Origin of the sequence: Wolbachia endosymbiont (group B) of Scrobipalpa ocellatella (genome assembly GCF_964188425.1) — a bacterium.
Classification (GTDB): domain Bacteria; phylum Pseudomonadota; class Alphaproteobacteria; order Rickettsiales; family Anaplasmataceae; genus Wolbachia.
The window spans coordinates 624,876-640,619 of record NZ_OZ077190.1; the positions used below are offsets into that span (position 1 = coordinate 624,876).

Sequence of the window (15,744 nt, forward strand, 5' to 3'; positions counted from 1 at the left end):
GATGGAGCAGCCTAACATTATTGAGCCACTGAACTTCGAAGAAATTCTGTCTCGGATGAGGGAAGAGTTGGTGAAGCGTGACGCAAGTTTTACAGCATTAGTTGAAAGTGATCCAGCGATAAAGATTCTGGAGGTAGCAGCATGGAGAGAACTTTTGCTCAGACAAAGGATAAACGAAGCTGTAAAGGGTAATTTACTTAAATTTGCGATAGGAGAAGATCTTGATAATTTGGCTGAATTTTATGGAGTAGAGAGAGAAAAAGAAGAAGATGACGAACGATTTAGAAAGAGGGTAAAAGCAAAAGTAAAAGGCTGGAGCACATGTGGGAGCAAGGAGTATTATAGGTATTATGCACTGTCAGCAGATAGTAGAGTAAAAGATGCACTAGTGGAATCACCTATACCAGGGAAAGTACAAATTTCAATCTTATCAACAAAATTATCCATAACTGGCATAGTGTCAGAAGAGCTACTAGAAATTGTAAAAAAGCAGGTTACTAGAGATGATATAAGGGTTTTAACCGATACAGTAACAGTGATAGGTTGCAATATTACGGAAGTAGATATCCACAGCAGAATGAGCATAAGTCCTTTAATATCAGAGGAAGAAATCAAGAAGCAGTTTATTGAGAAGTTTGAAGCAAGTAGAAGGTTGGGATGGAATGTTACAAAATCATGGATAATAGCAAACCTATTTGTAGATGGTGTAGAAAATGTGGAATTGATCGAGCCAAGAGAGGATGTTGTGGTGCTAGGTAACGAATGTGCAAATTTGCGAAATTTAAAGATTGAGTAATGCTATTACCCCCAAACGCAACAAAGCAAGAGCAAGCACTGGTTGATGCAACAGATTATAAGGTTGATCCGAGCTGTATCAGAGGATTTAAGTTTAGTCTTAAAGAAGAAACATTGCCTTGGATAATAGAAGAATATGGTTTAGAAGAAATACTGCGCTGGGTAAAAGATAGAAGAAAAGCCGTAATAGAAGGAGTAAAATTTCAAAGACTGAGAGGAACTCCAGCATCACTAAAAATAGCACTAAAATGGGCAAATATAGAAGATATTACAATCATAGAAGAACCACCTGGTAAACATTTTTTCGAGTTGCAAATAGGAATAAAGGATGTCCCAAATGACTTTTTTGTGGATGCAGTAGTAGAACTTGCAAAACTATCATTACCAGCAAGATCAAGGCTAATGAGGATTTTCAATGATCACCATAACGTTGATAGGTTTATTTTAGATGAAAGTTTATTCGGCAGCTTATTGTCAGACTATTCAGGTAGAAAAGTTGAAAAAGATGGACCAGTACTGTCATTTGGTAGAAAGAACACATTTGAGCTAAAAAGCTTAAATCCAAATTTTAAGTTTAGCACTTTTCGGATTCATTATGAGCAAGCATTTAGTAATGACATATATCGATTAGATGTAGCAGTACTTGGAGAAACAGAGCCTCACACAAAGGATTACAAAGGCATCTATGAAAGAAATCATCAGTGGTACAATTTAAAAGCACTATATCCATTACCACAGAGTTTATTACCAGAAATTAAGTTTGCCAAAGCACAGATTGTACTGTCAGATAGCTGGAAATTAGGAGAAATAAATGGGTGCTTTCCAGTAAGTAGCGTAGAAGAAAGAGGAAATAAATTTGTATTGGGAAGCGATAAACTTTCAGGGCAATATTGGAATTTAAAACACAAGCCAATTTTAGAAAGGTTTAGCGTTACTCACCACTACAAAATAGAAAACTATACAGATCAGAAGATTACAAAATATGGTTTAGCAGAACACAACGTTTACTATAAAAATGATTTAGAGCAAAAAGACTCAATACACGAGTTAGAAAAGCACATTTTAGTATTTTACCCGGGAGTACTGAAGTGGCATGAACATCGACATTTGCACAGAAGTTGGAAAGATAGTCGAATAATATCTCTAATAAGTTAAGTACTTATATTTAGATCCTCATATATTATATTAATAATAGGTAAAAGTGTATGAAATAAAAAGAAAAGGACTTGCTTTCTCATGCTAAAAAGGACATGACTTGAATAGCGGCAGGTAAATATAAGAAATTTGTCTGGCGCTAGAAAAGCTAATTTTATGAGGTATGAAATGAGTTTTAGCAAGAGTAAGTTTTTTAAAGAAGTATCAAGTAACGGATTTAAAAATATTAACAAAAAAAATGAAGAAGGAGAGACGATCTTGCATCAAGCAGTAGAAATCTCTGATTACAAAACAGTGAGATTATTAATAAAAAAAGGATCAGAGGTAAATGCAAGAGATAAAAAGGGTTATACACCACTACACTGTGCAGTATTTGCGAAAAGCTTAGAAAATGTAAAAGTGTTGCTAAGGTCGGGAGCGGAAGTAAATGCCACTCAATATGTCACTGGATGTACGCCACTACACTCTGCGTGCAAAATAGGAGGAGTTGAAATAATAAAAGAGCTAGTAAAAGCAGGAGCTGAGGTTAATCAACTGAATAAATATGGTGCAACACCAATGTATTACATTTGGGAAAGTGAAAAGTATTGCCTATGTGATAGCAAAGAAAGTGAAAAGGCGAGCAAATTTCTGAGAGAAAAAGGTGGAGTAACAAAAAGTAGAGAACTGACGTGCTATGGAATAGAGAGGCTAGTGGGAGAAATAGCAGACATGTTGAATGGAAGCTACATGCCGGAGCTAAAAATAATAGAGATAGGAGAAATAAGGAAGAGAGACAAATCACTAATAAAGGAAGAATGTGAAAATTTAGCAAGCAAAATAATGAGCCAAGTAAGTGAAATGATAGATGAGGGGGTGAAAAGGAGGGCTTAAAGAAGGGGTTTAAATTCAGAGAAAAGGTGAGGTAGGTCATGAGTAAAAAAGGAAAAGAGGAGTCACTATTAGAGAACTCATTTAAAAATATTTATGCAAGAGACGAGAATGGAAGAACAGCTCTGCATTATGCGGTAGACGCAAAAACAGTGAAGTTATTAGTCGAAAAAGGAGCGAATGTGAATGCTAAAGATGTAGAAGGATACACAGCACTGCACCTAGCGGTAACGGAGAAACGTCTAGAAATCGTGAGGGAATTGATAAAATCAGGAGGGAATGTAAATGCTGAAGAGTATGGCAATAAATGCACTCCATTGCACCTTGCATGTATGGTAGGAGAAAAAGAAATAGTGGAGGAGCTAGTGAAAGCTGGAGGAGAAATAGAGCAAGCGGATAAATTTGGAATGACAGCGATGGATTATGCGAAAACCAGTAAAGAAGTAACTGAAGTATTGAAGAAAGAAATAGACAGAATTGAAAAGCTATTTATGAAGAGCTGAAAATATGGAGAAAGAAATAGAAAAGAAAGTAATGAATTTAGAGAGAAAACCTTTGGGTGAGCTGAGAAAAATATGGAAGAAGGTATATGGAGAAGAAGCGCCTAGATACTCAAAGAAATATCTGATACCGAGATTAGCTTATAGAATGCAGGAAAAAGCGTATGGAGAAATGTCAAGAAAGGGGACAAAAAGACTAGAGTATCTGGCAGATCGGCTAGAGAAGGGAAAAAGAATAAGTAGCGATAAATTACCAGTAGAGGGGACAGAATTAATATTAGAGAGAGGTGAAGAGACGCATGCGGTAATGGTAACAGATAAGGGTTTAATCTACCGAGAAGAATTTTTCACATCATTGTCAGCAGTAGCCGGAAAAATAATGGGAATGAGCTACAATGGGCCGCTTCTATTTGGAATGAGAGATAAGGAGAAAGAATGCTGAAAGAGGTAAGATGTGCGATATATACGAGAAAATCAAATGAGGATGGACTAGAGCAGAAGTTTAACAGTTTAGATGCGCAACGAGTAGCATGTGAAAAGTACATAAAGAGCAGAGAGGGTTGGGTAATATTGGCCAAAAGGTACGATGATGGAGGTTTCTCAGGAAAAAACTTAGAAAGACCAGCGATAAAGGAATTGTTTGAAGATGTAAAAAAAGGAGAAGTAGATTGTGTAGTAGTATATACGCTAGATAGGCTATCAAGGGAAACAAAAGACAGCATCGAAGTAACGTCATTTTTTAGAAGACATCGAGTAAATTTTGTAGCAGTAACACAAATATTTGATAATAATACGCCAATGGGAAAATTTGTACAAACGGTATTGTCAGGAGCAGCACAACTAGAAAGAGAAATGATTGTAGAAAGAGTAAAAAATAAAATAGCAACATCAAAGGAGCAGGGATTATGGATGGGTGGAACTTTGCCGCTAGGGTATGATGTAAAAGATAAAGAATTAATAATAAATGAGAAAGAAGCGAAAATAGTAGGGCACATATTTGAAAGATATTTGGAGCTGAAGTCAATGGCAGAACTAGCAAGGGAATTAAATAGTCAAGGTTACAGAACAAAATCGGATATCTTTAAAAAAGCAACGGTGAGAAGAATAATAACAAATCCAATATATATGGGAAAAATCAGGCATTATGAGAAAGAGTATGAAGGAAAGCATGAAGCAATAATAGAGGAAGAAAAATGGCAAAAAGCGCAGGAATTGATAAGTAATCAGCCATATAGAAAAGCAAAATATGAGGAAGCGCTGCTTAGGGGAATAATTAAGTGTAAGAGCTGTAGTGTAAATATGACACTGACATACTCAAAAAAAGAAAATAAAAGGTACCGATATTATGTATGCAACAATCACTTAAGGGGAAAGAATTGTGAATCAGTAAATCGAACAATAGTAGCAGGAGAAGTAGAAAAAGAAGTGATGAGAAAAGCGGAGCAGATATATGAAAATTGGAGAGAAAAGACCGAAGAAAAATGGGAAAATTTAAATTTTGGAAAGCAGAAAGAAGTAGTGAAAAAGTTAATAAAAGGAGTAATGATAAAAGAAGATGGAATAGAGGTGAGTTTAGAGGATAAGGTGGAATTTATACCAATAAAAAAGAAAGGAAAGAAATGCACAGTAACTGAGCCAGAAGGCAAAACAAACAATGCACTACTGAAAGCAGTGGTAAGAGCCCATCTGTGGAAACGGCAACTAGAAGAGGGAAAATACGAAAGTGTGAAGGAGCTGAGTGCCAAAATTAATATAGGTACAAGACGTATACAGCAAATTTTAAGGTTAAATTATTTAGCTCCGAAGATTAAGGAAGACATAGTAAATGGGAGACAGCCAAGGGGTTTGAAGTTAGTTGATTTGAGAGAAATACCGATGCTGTGGAGTGAACAATTAGAGAAGTTTTACGGCTCAGCGTCGTAACGTTTATAAAAACAACATGAAAAAACATCGAAAAAAGTATGTGCCAGAAAATTAAAAAAGGTTATTGCAAAAGGAGCTACTACAAAGGGCCACACAAAAAGATGTTGAAATCGATATAGAAGAGCAAATAAATGTTACAAAATCAATTATGTAAAAATATCAATACAAGTGATGAAGATTTTAGCATATTAGGTGCAACAATGGTAGAAAATGATCCAATTTTAGCTGCATATTTTAATAGTAGACCTGGAGTGTAAAAGGCAGCTCAGCCAATTGTATGTCCCATATCCTCATTTTGTAGCCAGCTTAAAAACAATATAAAAGAGTATTCTTAGAAGACATTGGTACAATTTCCTTAATCTATAAATTATAGTAGTTTGTATTTAAATAATAATCTTCAACTTTTATGGCAAACTAGCAATTTTTCCCCTAGAATCAGAAGCCCTTCTTAGCTCTTCACGTTCTGCCCATGAAACCTTTTTGTTTTTAGACTCGCTTATTACTTCAGGATGCATTAATTTTCCAGACCTTTCAAAATATCCCTGTTCAATAGCATAGTAGACATAATAATCACCAAGTGCACAATCCTCGCCTAATTCTTCTTTATAACCTTTGAATTTTTCCAATACTTCCTCTTTATTACTCGCTTCTACTATAATTTTGCTTTTATCTTGTACGTCAGGATACAGTTTAACGTCTATCTTTCCCAAACTAGTATAGAAAGTCAGTACTATATTGCCCGTAAGGTTAGTATAATTTCTTATCCCATCTTCCGTTATAATTTCTACCTCACTTTCACCGATTGCTATTACATCTCTTCTAGATTCTATACTTCCATGAGTTAAATTTGCTTCATTTATGATTTTCGCAACCTCAACTACACTATTTTCTGAATATTCCAAATAGAGAATAGAGTTATCCACTTTTACATTTTTCACCTTGCCAGTAGTTGCACTTTTAACAATTTCCATAAATTTCAAACTACGCTTTGCATAACTTTCATAGGCTTTTACCATATTAGCTTTGTGGCTTTTAAACTCTTCTAGTTCATCAATGACAAGGATGCTGCTTATAGTATGTAGTACTACTCCTTTTGATACTAAGTTACATACTATACGACTAGCAACTTCTACATCACTTGCAATTTTGGAGTTCTTTTTTAATTCACTAATTTTTCTTATTACACAATCTGCAAAGCCATATTTACTCTCATATTTCTTGTCATATAAACTTCCTGACACAGCAAAGTTCAGCATTACTCCTGCTTCTATAGCTCTTTTTACAACTTGCTCTAACTCGTTCATGTTTTCGGCTGCATTGGCCATATCTAAAAAAGTTTTCAATTCCTCCCGTTGGTTTAATATTAAAATGTCCCATAAAGTGGAAGCTTTAGGTAAATGTTCTTTGTCCTTCCATCCTTTGTAATCAATTGCTCCTGCTTCTAACAGTAACCTTTCTGCTTCTTTAAAACGAATTTTATCACCATAACAAGCATCTCTAATCTTTTGAAAAATACGAGACTTTCCTTTGCAATCACGAAGATTTAAAATCTCTTTAAGACCTTCATTTCCTCTGTGCTGATTTAAAAACTCTCTTAGTTGATTAGTGTCAAGGCTATGACCGCAAATATCTTCTAAATGGCTTTTTGCTCTCATTTGCTCCTGAGTTAAAAAGATTTGTTCTAAAATATTCACTTCAAAAGGTTTTTTGTTAATAATTACAATATCTAGAGGAGTTTTTCCTTGTTTATCAGGTTGATTACGTGCTCCTTTGTTCAGAAGTAAAGGTATATTTAAAGTATTATAATAAGCAGCATAGTGCAAAGGTGTTTGTCCTTCACTGTCAACTATGTTAGGATCAGCTCCAGCCTTTAAAAGTAAAGTTATAAATGCTCCAACTGCCCAGGCCATATCTTTTTCTACTGCCAAACGCTCCATACTTTGTATTACATGCAGTATTGTCAACTTGGACTTTCCTCTTTGAAGATTGAGAACAATCTTTAGATCATCATTACTTTTGTTGTCTTGTAAAAAATTCTCAAACCTTGTAATGTTACAAAATGGAAAGTCTTTTAGGAGACTTAACAACGCCTTATTCAAATTTTTTTGGCCCTCTTTTAATAAGTCAGGTGCACCTGAAGACCACTCAGATATTAAATTATTGAATTCTTTCCTTTTTATAATAGAGATCAAAGAGCTGTTATCACTAAGCAGCAATGAGTATTTAAGTGATTCATATTCATCATCTACTTGCTCTTCTTTCTGTTTCGCTTCTCTCTTCTCCAAATTATCTATATCACCATCTTTAATGAGTGCAATTAAATACTTCAAAAATTCAACATTTCTATTTTCCAGTAAGGGACATGCTCCATTCTTCATAAGAATCGAGATCATTTTTGTATTTCGGCCAGCCAAGTATAATGGAGTCCTACCTTTTTCATCTACTGCATTAACATCAGCCCCATTATTTATTAGGTGCTCTACTATTTTTGTTTTGTTACCCAAGATAGCATAATGCAAAGGAGTACTTCCATCATTATATTTCTTCCTAACACTTGCCCCATTCTTTATCAGGACCTCTACCATTCGTGTATTTCTATGCAAGATAGCATAATATAATGGATCACGATCGTATATATCCATTCCATTAACATCAGCCTCTTTTTGTATAAGAGTCTCTACCATTCGTTTATTATTTTTCAAAACAGCAAGCTGTAATAGGCCAGATGTATCTATTTGTTTTAGCTTCTCTTCTACTTTTCTGAACACATTACTCTCACTTAAACCAACGTCAGTATCAATAGAAGCTAGTATTTCTTCCAACTTATCAAAACTCATAACTCTCCTCATTTTAAAACTCCATATTTTATTATTATATACTTGACATAAAAAACAAGAGCTATGTAACACTTACTCTTAAGGTGTAACTGGTTCTGGTAAATTTTGTCTCCCTATTTCATATTCATTTAGCTTAGTACTAGGCTTTAATATTGCATATGTAATGCCACTAGCAATGGCTCCAACTATCAATGCAGCAATAACTAATATTGATAAACTTATATGAGTAACAATACATCCAATGGTTACTGTCAACGTGGCTATTACACCTACAGAGAAACCGGTCTTTATTGCTCTTGAAGTTTCAGAATGCTTCTTTTTTTGAAAATTAAGATACTCAACAATATTTTTGTGGCCGCTTCTATCAGCTAAATCCAGGGGAGTATTACAATCAACGTCCTTTACATCAATAGTAGCCTTTTTTTCCTCTACAAGATATTGAACTATGTCTGAGCGACCCATTCTAGCAGCTTCATGCAACGCAGTACTGCCATTTTTGCTTTTTGCTTCAACGTTAGCCCCTTTGTCTAACAGAGCTTGAACTACTTCTAAGTGACCAGTTTCAGCAGCAATATGCAAAGCAGTACAGCCTTCGTTGTTTCGTGTTTCAAAACTAGCACCCTTTTCTAACAGACATTGAACTACTTGCAAATGACCACGTCCAGCAGCTTCATTCAAAGCAGTATCGCCATCCTTGTTTTGTGCATCAATATCAGCACCTTTGTCTAGTAGAGCTTGTACTATTTTTAAGTAACCCTCTCGAGCAGCAATATGCAAGACATATTTGAAACTCTTCTTTAGTATGTCAGCATTATCCATTTTATCTAATAGAGCTTGAACTACTTCTAAGTGACTATTTGTAGCAGCATAATGCAAAGCAGTTAAGTCATCATTTTCTTTTGCCTCAAAAACGGCTCCTTTTTCCAACAGAAATTTAACTACTTCTAAGCGTCCCTCGCTAGCAGCAATATGCAAAGGAGTTTCATTATCATCGTTCTCTTGGTTAATATTAATTCCTTTTTCGTCTACAAAGTATTTAACTATTGCTAAGCAACCGTTTTCAGCAGCAAGATGCAAAGCAGTATCGCCATTGTTGTTTTGTGCATCAATATCAGCATCTTTATCTAATAGAGCTTGAACTATTCCTAAGTGACCTCCTCTAGCAGCATAATGCAAAGCAGTACATCCTTCGCTGCCTGGTTCCTCAACACTAGCCCCTTTTTCTAACAGAAATTGAACTACTTCTAAGTGGCCATCTTCAGCAGCTATATGTAAAGGAGTGTCATTATCATCGTTCTTTTGGTTAATATTGATTCTTTTTTCATTTATAAAGTACTTAACTACTGCTAAGCAACCATTTTCAGTAGCACAATGAAGAGCAGTGCAGCCTTCGCTATTTTGTTCTCCAACACTAGCCCCTTTTTCTAACAGAAATTGAACTACTTCTAAGTGGCCTTCTTGAGCAGCTATATGTAAAGCAGTATCGCCATTGTCGTTTTGTACCTCAACATCAGCACCTTTGTTTAGTAAAGCTTGAACTGCTTCTAAGTTGTCATCTTTAGCAGCACAATGTAACTCAGTATTACCATTACTTTCGTGTACATTAGGATACATAATTTACCTCACTCTAAAAATCCATGTTTTGATTATTATACACTTGATATAATTAGCAAGAGTTTATTTTTTAGAACAGCAAATTTGTTGTATATAGGTGTAGAAAAATATCTTTTATTTCAAATTGGATAGAAAAACACTCAACTTAGTGTCATAAGGATTTCAATTATTTACTCCTTCAAAAAAGGTCATACATTTGCGAGAACAAGCCACGTAAAATAGGGTTATAAAAATAGAAAATTTAAATTATTTCCATAATCTTAGGCAAAACAGTTCGTATGTAGATATGGATGAAATGTGCTAATGTGGCTAGTTTTAGCGTATAATGAAATCACTATATTAAAAAGTTCGTATGGTACACTTGGTAGACCAATTGATTCCAAGAAAAACACTTCTCACCGTCCTTGGTTTTGGTTGCCGGAAGTGATCATATTATTTGAGTTTTTAATGATAAATAATATTAAGTTAATATAATTTGTTTGGAATGGTGAGATCATTTGTTATAACCTGGAGCCTACATGCATTCCAAAAGGATAATATGATTTAGAATATTATATAGCATGTGCGTAAGCTCAGACACAACACCGCCTAAACTTACGCCAGTTTTTTTTGAGATTTAACATCAAAGGAAAAAATAATTTCAGCCATTCTCCCCTAATAGAGTTAACTTTTATCAGTCAATCATTGAAGAGAAATTTAAATTCGCTGTGGAATGAGGAATGACATTACAAACACTTTTCAAGACGGTTCCTACACTGTTAATGCTACTTTTTGAACACTCAATAATGCTACCACAAGTATATTTCACACTACTTTTAACAACGCCAAACGCCGATTGCGATACATCCCAAACATGTACAGCATTATCAACAGTCGCTTTTCTCCGTGCTTCTCCTTCTTTAGAATTGTCAACATATACTCCTAATATTGATTGTCCTACTATTGCTCCTAAAATCCCTCCTGTTATTCCTCCTAACATCACTCCTACTATTCCTCCTGTTGCCATTGTTCCTGCTACTGCTGCTTTTGCTAACCTAGAAGCAGAATTACCTTCTTCTGAGTTTTTGTAATTTCGTACGTCAATTTCTTTCTCATCAAGTTGCTTTTTTAGTCTAGCAATCTCATTACTTTGTTGATTAAGTTGATCTTTTTTCTCAGCAATAGTGTTGTTTTTACTAATTGCAGCACATGAAAATGCAATAGTTACAAAAGAAAACACAGCAGCAACAACAATAAGTGGAAGACCAACACTCAAAGCTGCAACTGGAGCTAAAAAACCAATGTAAGGAGCCACAGTAAACACTCCTGATGCCAATAAAGCCGAAGTAGCCAAAGCACCACTCACAAGATAAGGTGCATTAGCTTTATTAAATATATTTTTCATTATATACCTCTATATAGTTAACTTATTATTTTAATAATAATATAAATAAATATATAATGCAATACTTTAAATTAATTAATAAACTAGACCTGCAGATTCAAAGAAAAACAATTTTCACGATCTTTGGTTTTTACTAATGTACATTAAAGAGTTAATACTAATTCATTTAAAAATAATAGAAAAATTTATGATTATTTTGTAATTTATTAATTAAATATCTTGATAAATTATCTAATCTCGTATATTATTAGAATATTAACACTGTATTTTAAAGGTAAAAACATGGTACATTCATCTGCGCAAATATTCACAAAGTTTGATAACGATTCAAAAAAGAGAAATATAGAAGGGCTAGAAAAGACTTACTTGGGAGTCTTGCTGTCAATTGAATTAAATAGAAAAACCTCTCAAGTTGCAAAGGACATTAAAGAAAAAATAGAAAGTCTGTTGAGTAGCAATGAAGGTGAAATACATGATAAAGTAACAATAGGTGAAAGAGAAATTGGTGTAACTTTAACGAAGAAGGAAGAAGGTACATACAATGTTAAATTTGATGAAAGTGCTTCTTCTTCGGTAGATATTAAAGATACGAAAGATTACACTGACAAAGATCTACTTACTTTGTGCACACAGCATGAGTCGACAATCAGCAGAGATAAGAAAGGTAATCACCATTATAGTGTAACAATCAAAGGTAAAGAAAAAAGTGCAACAATAGGTGGGCTTGGTAAAATTGTAATATTTCCACAACATTTATCTTACATCAAAGAAACAATAGACCACTTAAAAGAAGGTAAGAGTCCAACTAAAGAGTTTGCACTTGCAACAGGAACTGGAAAAACATTTATAGAACTACTTGTTGAATATTTGCCTGCTAGGCTAATGGATGTACCTTACATATCTCTAGCACCTAATGAAGATCTTGTAACACAGAAACGCGATGACTGGAAAAAAGTATTATCTGACTCCGATATTGAAGATATTGAGTTGAAAGAGATAAGCGGTGATAAAGGGTGCTCTATATTGAGCAGCGAAAGCTTGATGAAAAATTGGAATCAATTTCTAGAGGCAATAGGTCTTGGACAGCTTCCTGGTATTATAAAAGCTCTCAACATTGGAGACAAAAGATTTGAAATAAGAAATGGAAAAATAAATATAGATGGTAAGGATTTTGTGATTCTTGCGGATAAAATTCAGTTTGATAACAAAGAATATAAAATTCAAGGTGGTAAAGTTACAATTAATGGTCAAGAATTTGAGCTAAATATTGAAAAATCTATATCTCTGTCCTTTGATGAAGAGCACCGAGTGGCAGAGCAGGAGTTGTATAAATATCGTATGGGGCTTTTGTCTGCACTTGTGCCTACGCTGTTTTTAAGTGCAACGCCTTCAATAAGCACTCATAAATATATTAGAGAAAATGATGGTTTACTTAAAACTCTTTCTTTGACAGATAAAATGAAGTCAGGTGTGTATGGAGATTTAAATCTACAAGTTCATACAAAAGTAAAAAGTAAAAATCTAGCAAAGGAATACTCTAATGGCGTTGAAGAGTATGTAGATTTCAAGAAGGAAGAAAAAGATAAATATAGCGATAAAATTTTAACAGAAGGTGAGTTAAAAGAAGAAGTAGAGAATTATCTGTATAGAAATGTTCAAAGCGTAATTGGTGAACCAGCGTTGATTTTAGCTGAGTCAAATAAGCAGATAGATAACCTGAAAGAAATATTGCAATATGGTAGAAACGAAACCTTACCAAAGTTTAGTAAATCGAAGATTTATGATTTCTTAGAGCGAATGTTCGAACCTAAACCGGGCTATAAGTTAGTAACCCAGTCAAAAAAGTTTGCTCTCATAACAGAGCAAGTTGCTAAGCAGTTCAATATTACAAAAGAAAAAGCAGAAAAAATTGTGAAAGAATATTATGATTTCAGTGGCATTGCAGATTATTCTGTATTTCGCGTAATGCATGGAATAATTGAGAATACACTTTCATGCTTAACTGGTCTAAACAGACACGAGCTTGATGAAAAGAGGTGTGCAGATTTGAAAGGCTTAGCTGGAGAAGTTAAAGCGGCGTTAGATAATACTCATGATTTAGAAATATATGTTAAAGATCAAGGTGTTCAAAGCGATAAATTAAAGAAAGAGCTTGTTCAGCAAATGCAATCTGTAATTAATGTTCTAAAGGAAAATAAAGGCTCTGATTTGTTTATAAGGTTAATAAGAAATTGGAACCAAGATAAAAAACTTCACCTCTTGATGTCATCTAAAGAATTAGAACAAATTCCTGAAAAGCTGGTAGCTTTGCTAAGTAGAGGCAATTACTCTGTAGTGAGAGATTATCTTGAATATTATGGAGTAGAAGAAAGTAAAATAGATGACTTATGTGAACTGGGAAAAGAAGCATCTGCTGAAAGAAGAAAGTTTATGAATTCTTTAAGAGGGTTGAGTGATAAAGAACAAGATGAGCTCGCAAGATCTACACCTCTAGGAGGAAATGAGAAAAAACTACTTGAAGATCTTGGTGCAGTGCTTGGAATGACATTAGAAAATGGTAGTAAGTTGTTTTATGATTGGTGGCCCACACCTTCGTATTCTTGTAATGAAAGAGAACATCCATTAATAGCACTACAAGATTTTTGTTACGAAAATAAGCACAAAGTAAAATTAGAAAATTTAAATCGCTCAGGCAATTTATCTGTAGAAGATCTTAAGAGTAAGCTTTCAGACTATATAAGTGGCCAACCATTAGAAGAATTAGAGCTTGTAAGAGAGAAATTGTGCTCGAGTGATAATCAAAGCATATATGAAGATCTAATGAAGCTAGATACATACCATGCTAAGAAACTCAAGAAAGCAAGAACTCAGAAGGATAATCGGTCTATCAGTCATCATAAAAAAGGAATTTTAAAAGACTTAAACCAGGAACAGTTGGCTCAGTTAGCAATTGACTATTTATCAGAAGCTGAGCTAGGAGATTTATATCAAAATCTATTAGAAGAAGAAAATTATTATCATGCTTTGTGCCGCATGGGATTAGTTGGTAATGATGTAAATCCTACCAAGGTACAGGGATACAATGATATCAATTTACAACATGTTGGAATGCTAGTAGACCCAATATCTACTGACTTGAACAAGCCTGCACAACTTATTCAAGCTCCAGGTAGACTTAGATGCCTAAATTCTAATAGGCACTCTACATTCTTTTGCTATTCGAGTGGTGAATTGAGCTTTGACATAAACCTACTCAAAGAAGGAGATTATATTGAGGCTTACAATAAATCAGTAGTAAGATTATCAAATCAACAAGGTTATGGAAACAAGCTTGCAACAGAGATAATAGATTATATTAATCAGGAAATAAAGAACTTGAAAAGAATTGACGATCTGGCTGATAAAAGTATTCAAATTGCCTTAAATTTGTTTATAGAAGTTTATAATACCAATGGGCATGACTTAAATAAAAGTAAGAAGGAATTTATTGGTGTATTAAAACATGCACGAAGAAAGCTTAATAACTATGAAAAAGAGTTAAGGGATAATGAAGAAGATGCCACTCCAAATTTAGATGAACATGAACTACTGTTCTTTCCATACAAAAGAAGTGATACTTTGGGCGTAAAAATAATTAAAATACTATATAAGGCTCTTATCACAGCTAAGTATCTTTTGATCCGTTTCGAGTATTACTTGGAAACAAGGAGTACTTATAATGGTTTTTTAAAGAAAGTTAATGGATTAAAAAGTGATCCTAATGTGGATACTTATGCTCATATTATAGCAGAATATAGCGTTAAAAATGTTAAAGAGATTAATTTGTTAAATCAGAAATTTAATGAAGTTTATCAACAGAAAGAAAAAACACAGGACGAAGCTGACACTAAAAGCTTCAATAATTACTTAGAGCATATTAATGCATGTTTGAAACATCCAGTGCATCTTAAATTGTTTGATAAAATAATATCACCATTGATGAAAGGCGATTATTTACTCAAGTTACTTGATCAGATTTATCCAGGAGAAAACAATCAAAATAAAGTGGAGAATTTGAAAAAATTCAGGAAAAATTTAAAAGACAAATCTTTTCAATTCACAAAAGATGACTTAGGAGACATAAAACAGGTGCAATCTTATTTGCAGAGTATAATTGAAAGAATTGGAATGTATAATAATCATTATTATAGAGTAGAAGAGTACAAAGGTGATATTATTCCTGCTAAGTTATTGGATTATAGGGTTAATAGTAGATTTGACGTTATAGAGGACGAGAAGTTACAAAGTAGGAGAAATCTATACTTAAAGTGGCAAAAAGGTAGAGCTAAAAGTGTTTGTAAAAATGACTTAAATGAGCTAAAGGTTTTGTCACAAAGAGAAAATATAAAATTGGCAAAAGAAGCTGCAGATTATGTTATCTCTCCACTGCTTGGTGACTCTTCTCGTGCAGCAAAAAATAAGCAAAGCTCAGAAGAAGATAAAAAAATTATCAATAGTGTTGTTGATAAAGCAAATGAAGTTAAAAATGATCTTGAGAAAAACGTTAAGCCTTTTACTACTGAAGAAATTATTTCACCAAGCACTGAGTTTATTAATCCTATAGCAAAATTGAAAGACACTTCGAGAGGTTTATAGGAGGTAAGAAAAAGGGTTCTGTCGCATCTAT

The 15,744-nt window shown here is 33.9% G+C and carries 11 protein-coding genes; 8 read left to right on the top strand and 3 right to left on the bottom strand.

Going from position 1 to position 15,744, the window contains the following annotated elements; all coding sequences use genetic code 11:
• The first annotated feature begins 1 nt into the window (after window position 1).
• The 7 genes from AB3210_RS02930 to AB3210_RS02960 all read left to right on the top strand — a co-directional run bounded on the left by AB3210_RS02930 (window position 2) and on the right by AB3210_RS02960 (window position 5,500).
• Complete coding sequence (locus tag AB3210_RS02930; protein ID WP_264689985.1) at window positions 2–796, top strand: baseplate J/gp47 family protein; 795 nt, start codon at window positions 2–4, stop codon at window positions 794–796.
• Window positions 796–1,950 (top strand): phage tail protein, encoded by a 1,155-nt coding sequence (locus tag AB3210_RS02935; protein WP_264375277.1) that lies wholly within the window; start codon window positions 796–798, stop codon window positions 1,948–1,950. Before AB3210_RS02930 ends, AB3210_RS02935 begins: the two co-directional genes overlap by 1 nt.
• A gap of 168 nt (window positions 1,951–2,118) precedes the next feature.
• A complete protein-coding gene (locus AB3210_RS02940) occupies window positions 2,119–2,823 on the top strand; it encodes an ankyrin repeat domain-containing protein (protein ID WP_264376876.1) in 705 nt (234 codons plus the stop codon).
• A gap of 38 nt (window positions 2,824–2,861) precedes the next feature.
• Entirely contained in the window at window positions 2,862–3,323 is a 462-nt protein-coding gene (locus AB3210_RS02945) for an ankyrin repeat domain-containing protein (protein ID WP_264376877.1), read from the top strand.
• A gap of 4 nt (window positions 3,324–3,327) precedes the next feature.
• Window positions 3,328–3,762: a DUF2924 domain-containing protein gene (locus tag AB3210_RS02950; RefSeq protein ID WP_264339131.1), complete on the top strand. Its 435-nt coding sequence runs from the start codon at window positions 3,328–3,330 to the stop codon at window positions 3,760–3,762.
• Window positions 3,756–5,243 carry a recombinase family protein gene (locus AB3210_RS02955; RefSeq protein WP_264376878.1) on the top strand — a complete coding sequence of 496 codons (1,488 nt, stop codon included), beginning with the start codon at window positions 3,756–3,758 and terminating at the stop codon, window positions 5,241–5,243. The genes AB3210_RS02950 and AB3210_RS02955 overlap by 7 nt, the downstream gene beginning before the upstream one ends.
• A 131-nt stretch (window positions 5,244–5,374) precedes the next feature.
• Window positions 5,375–5,500 (top strand): hypothetical protein, encoded by a 126-nt coding sequence (locus AB3210_RS02960; RefSeq protein WP_010405125.1) that lies wholly within the window; start codon window positions 5,375–5,377, stop codon window positions 5,498–5,500.
• A gap of 147 nt (window positions 5,501–5,647) precedes the next feature.
• On the opposite strand, the gene AB3210_RS02965 is transcribed toward AB3210_RS02960, so the two are convergent.
• The 3 genes from AB3210_RS02965 to AB3210_RS02975 all read right to left on the bottom strand — a co-directional run bounded on the left by AB3210_RS02965 (window position 5,648) and on the right by AB3210_RS02975 (window position 11,078).
• A complete protein-coding gene (locus tag AB3210_RS02965; RefSeq protein WP_264689986.1) occupies window positions 5,648–8,080 on the bottom strand; it encodes an ankyrin repeat domain-containing protein in 2,433 nt (810 codons plus the stop codon).
• 78 nt (window positions 8,081–8,158) lie between these two features.
• Window positions 8,159–9,694, bottom strand: coding sequence for an ankyrin repeat domain-containing protein (locus AB3210_RS02970; RefSeq protein WP_211908113.1), 1,536 nt, complete (start codon window positions 9,692–9,694; stop codon window positions 8,159–8,161).
• 673 nt (window positions 9,695–10,367) lie between these two features.
• On the bottom strand, window positions 10,368–11,078 hold the full coding sequence (locus AB3210_RS02975) for a hypothetical protein (RefSeq protein WP_264953192.1): 711 nt from the start codon (window positions 11,076–11,078) through the stop codon (window positions 10,368–10,370).
• 282 nt (window positions 11,079–11,360) lie between these two features.
• Between AB3210_RS02975 and AB3210_RS02980 the strand changes: the two genes are divergently transcribed.
• On the top strand, window positions 11,361–15,713 hold the full coding sequence (locus tag AB3210_RS02980; RefSeq protein ID WP_264953190.1) for a DEAD/DEAH box helicase family protein: 4,353 nt from the start codon (window positions 11,361–11,363) through the stop codon (window positions 15,711–15,713).
• Window positions 15,714–15,744: the final 31 nt, after the last annotated feature.

Coding starts and splice junctions, on each gene's coding strand:
- AB3210_RS02930 (WP_264689985.1), top strand. CDS start 2: ATGGAGCAGCCTAACATTATTGAGCCACTGAACTTCGAAGAAATTCTG.
- AB3210_RS02935 (WP_264375277.1), top strand. CDS start 796: ATGCTATTACCCCCAAACGCAACAAAGCAAGAGCAAGCACTGGTTGAT.
- AB3210_RS02940 (WP_264376876.1), top strand. CDS start 2,119: ATGAGTTTTAGCAAGAGTAAGTTTTTTAAAGAAGTATCAAGTAACGGA.
- AB3210_RS02945 (WP_264376877.1), top strand. CDS start 2,862: ATGAGTAAAAAAGGAAAAGAGGAGTCACTATTAGAGAACTCATTTAAA.
- AB3210_RS02950 (WP_264339131.1), top strand. CDS start 3,328: ATGGAGAAAGAAATAGAAAAGAAAGTAATGAATTTAGAGAGAAAACCT.
- AB3210_RS02955 (WP_264376878.1), top strand. CDS start 3,756: ATGCTGAAAGAGGTAAGATGTGCGATATATACGAGAAAATCAAATGAG.
- AB3210_RS02960 (WP_010405125.1), top strand. CDS start 5,375: ATGTTACAAAATCAATTATGTAAAAATATCAATACAAGTGATGAAGAT.
- AB3210_RS02965 (WP_264689986.1), bottom strand. CDS start 8,080: ATGAGTTTTGATAAGTTGGAAGAAATACTAGCTTCTATTGATACTGAC.
- AB3210_RS02970 (WP_211908113.1), bottom strand. CDS start 9,694: ATGTATCCTAATGTACACGAAAGTAATGGTAATACTGAGTTACATTGT.
- AB3210_RS02975 (WP_264953192.1), bottom strand. CDS start 11,078: ATGAAAAATATATTTAATAAAGCTAATGCACCTTATCTTGTGAGTGGT.
- AB3210_RS02980 (WP_264953190.1), top strand. CDS start 11,361: ATGGTACATTCATCTGCGCAAATATTCACAAAGTTTGATAACGATTCA.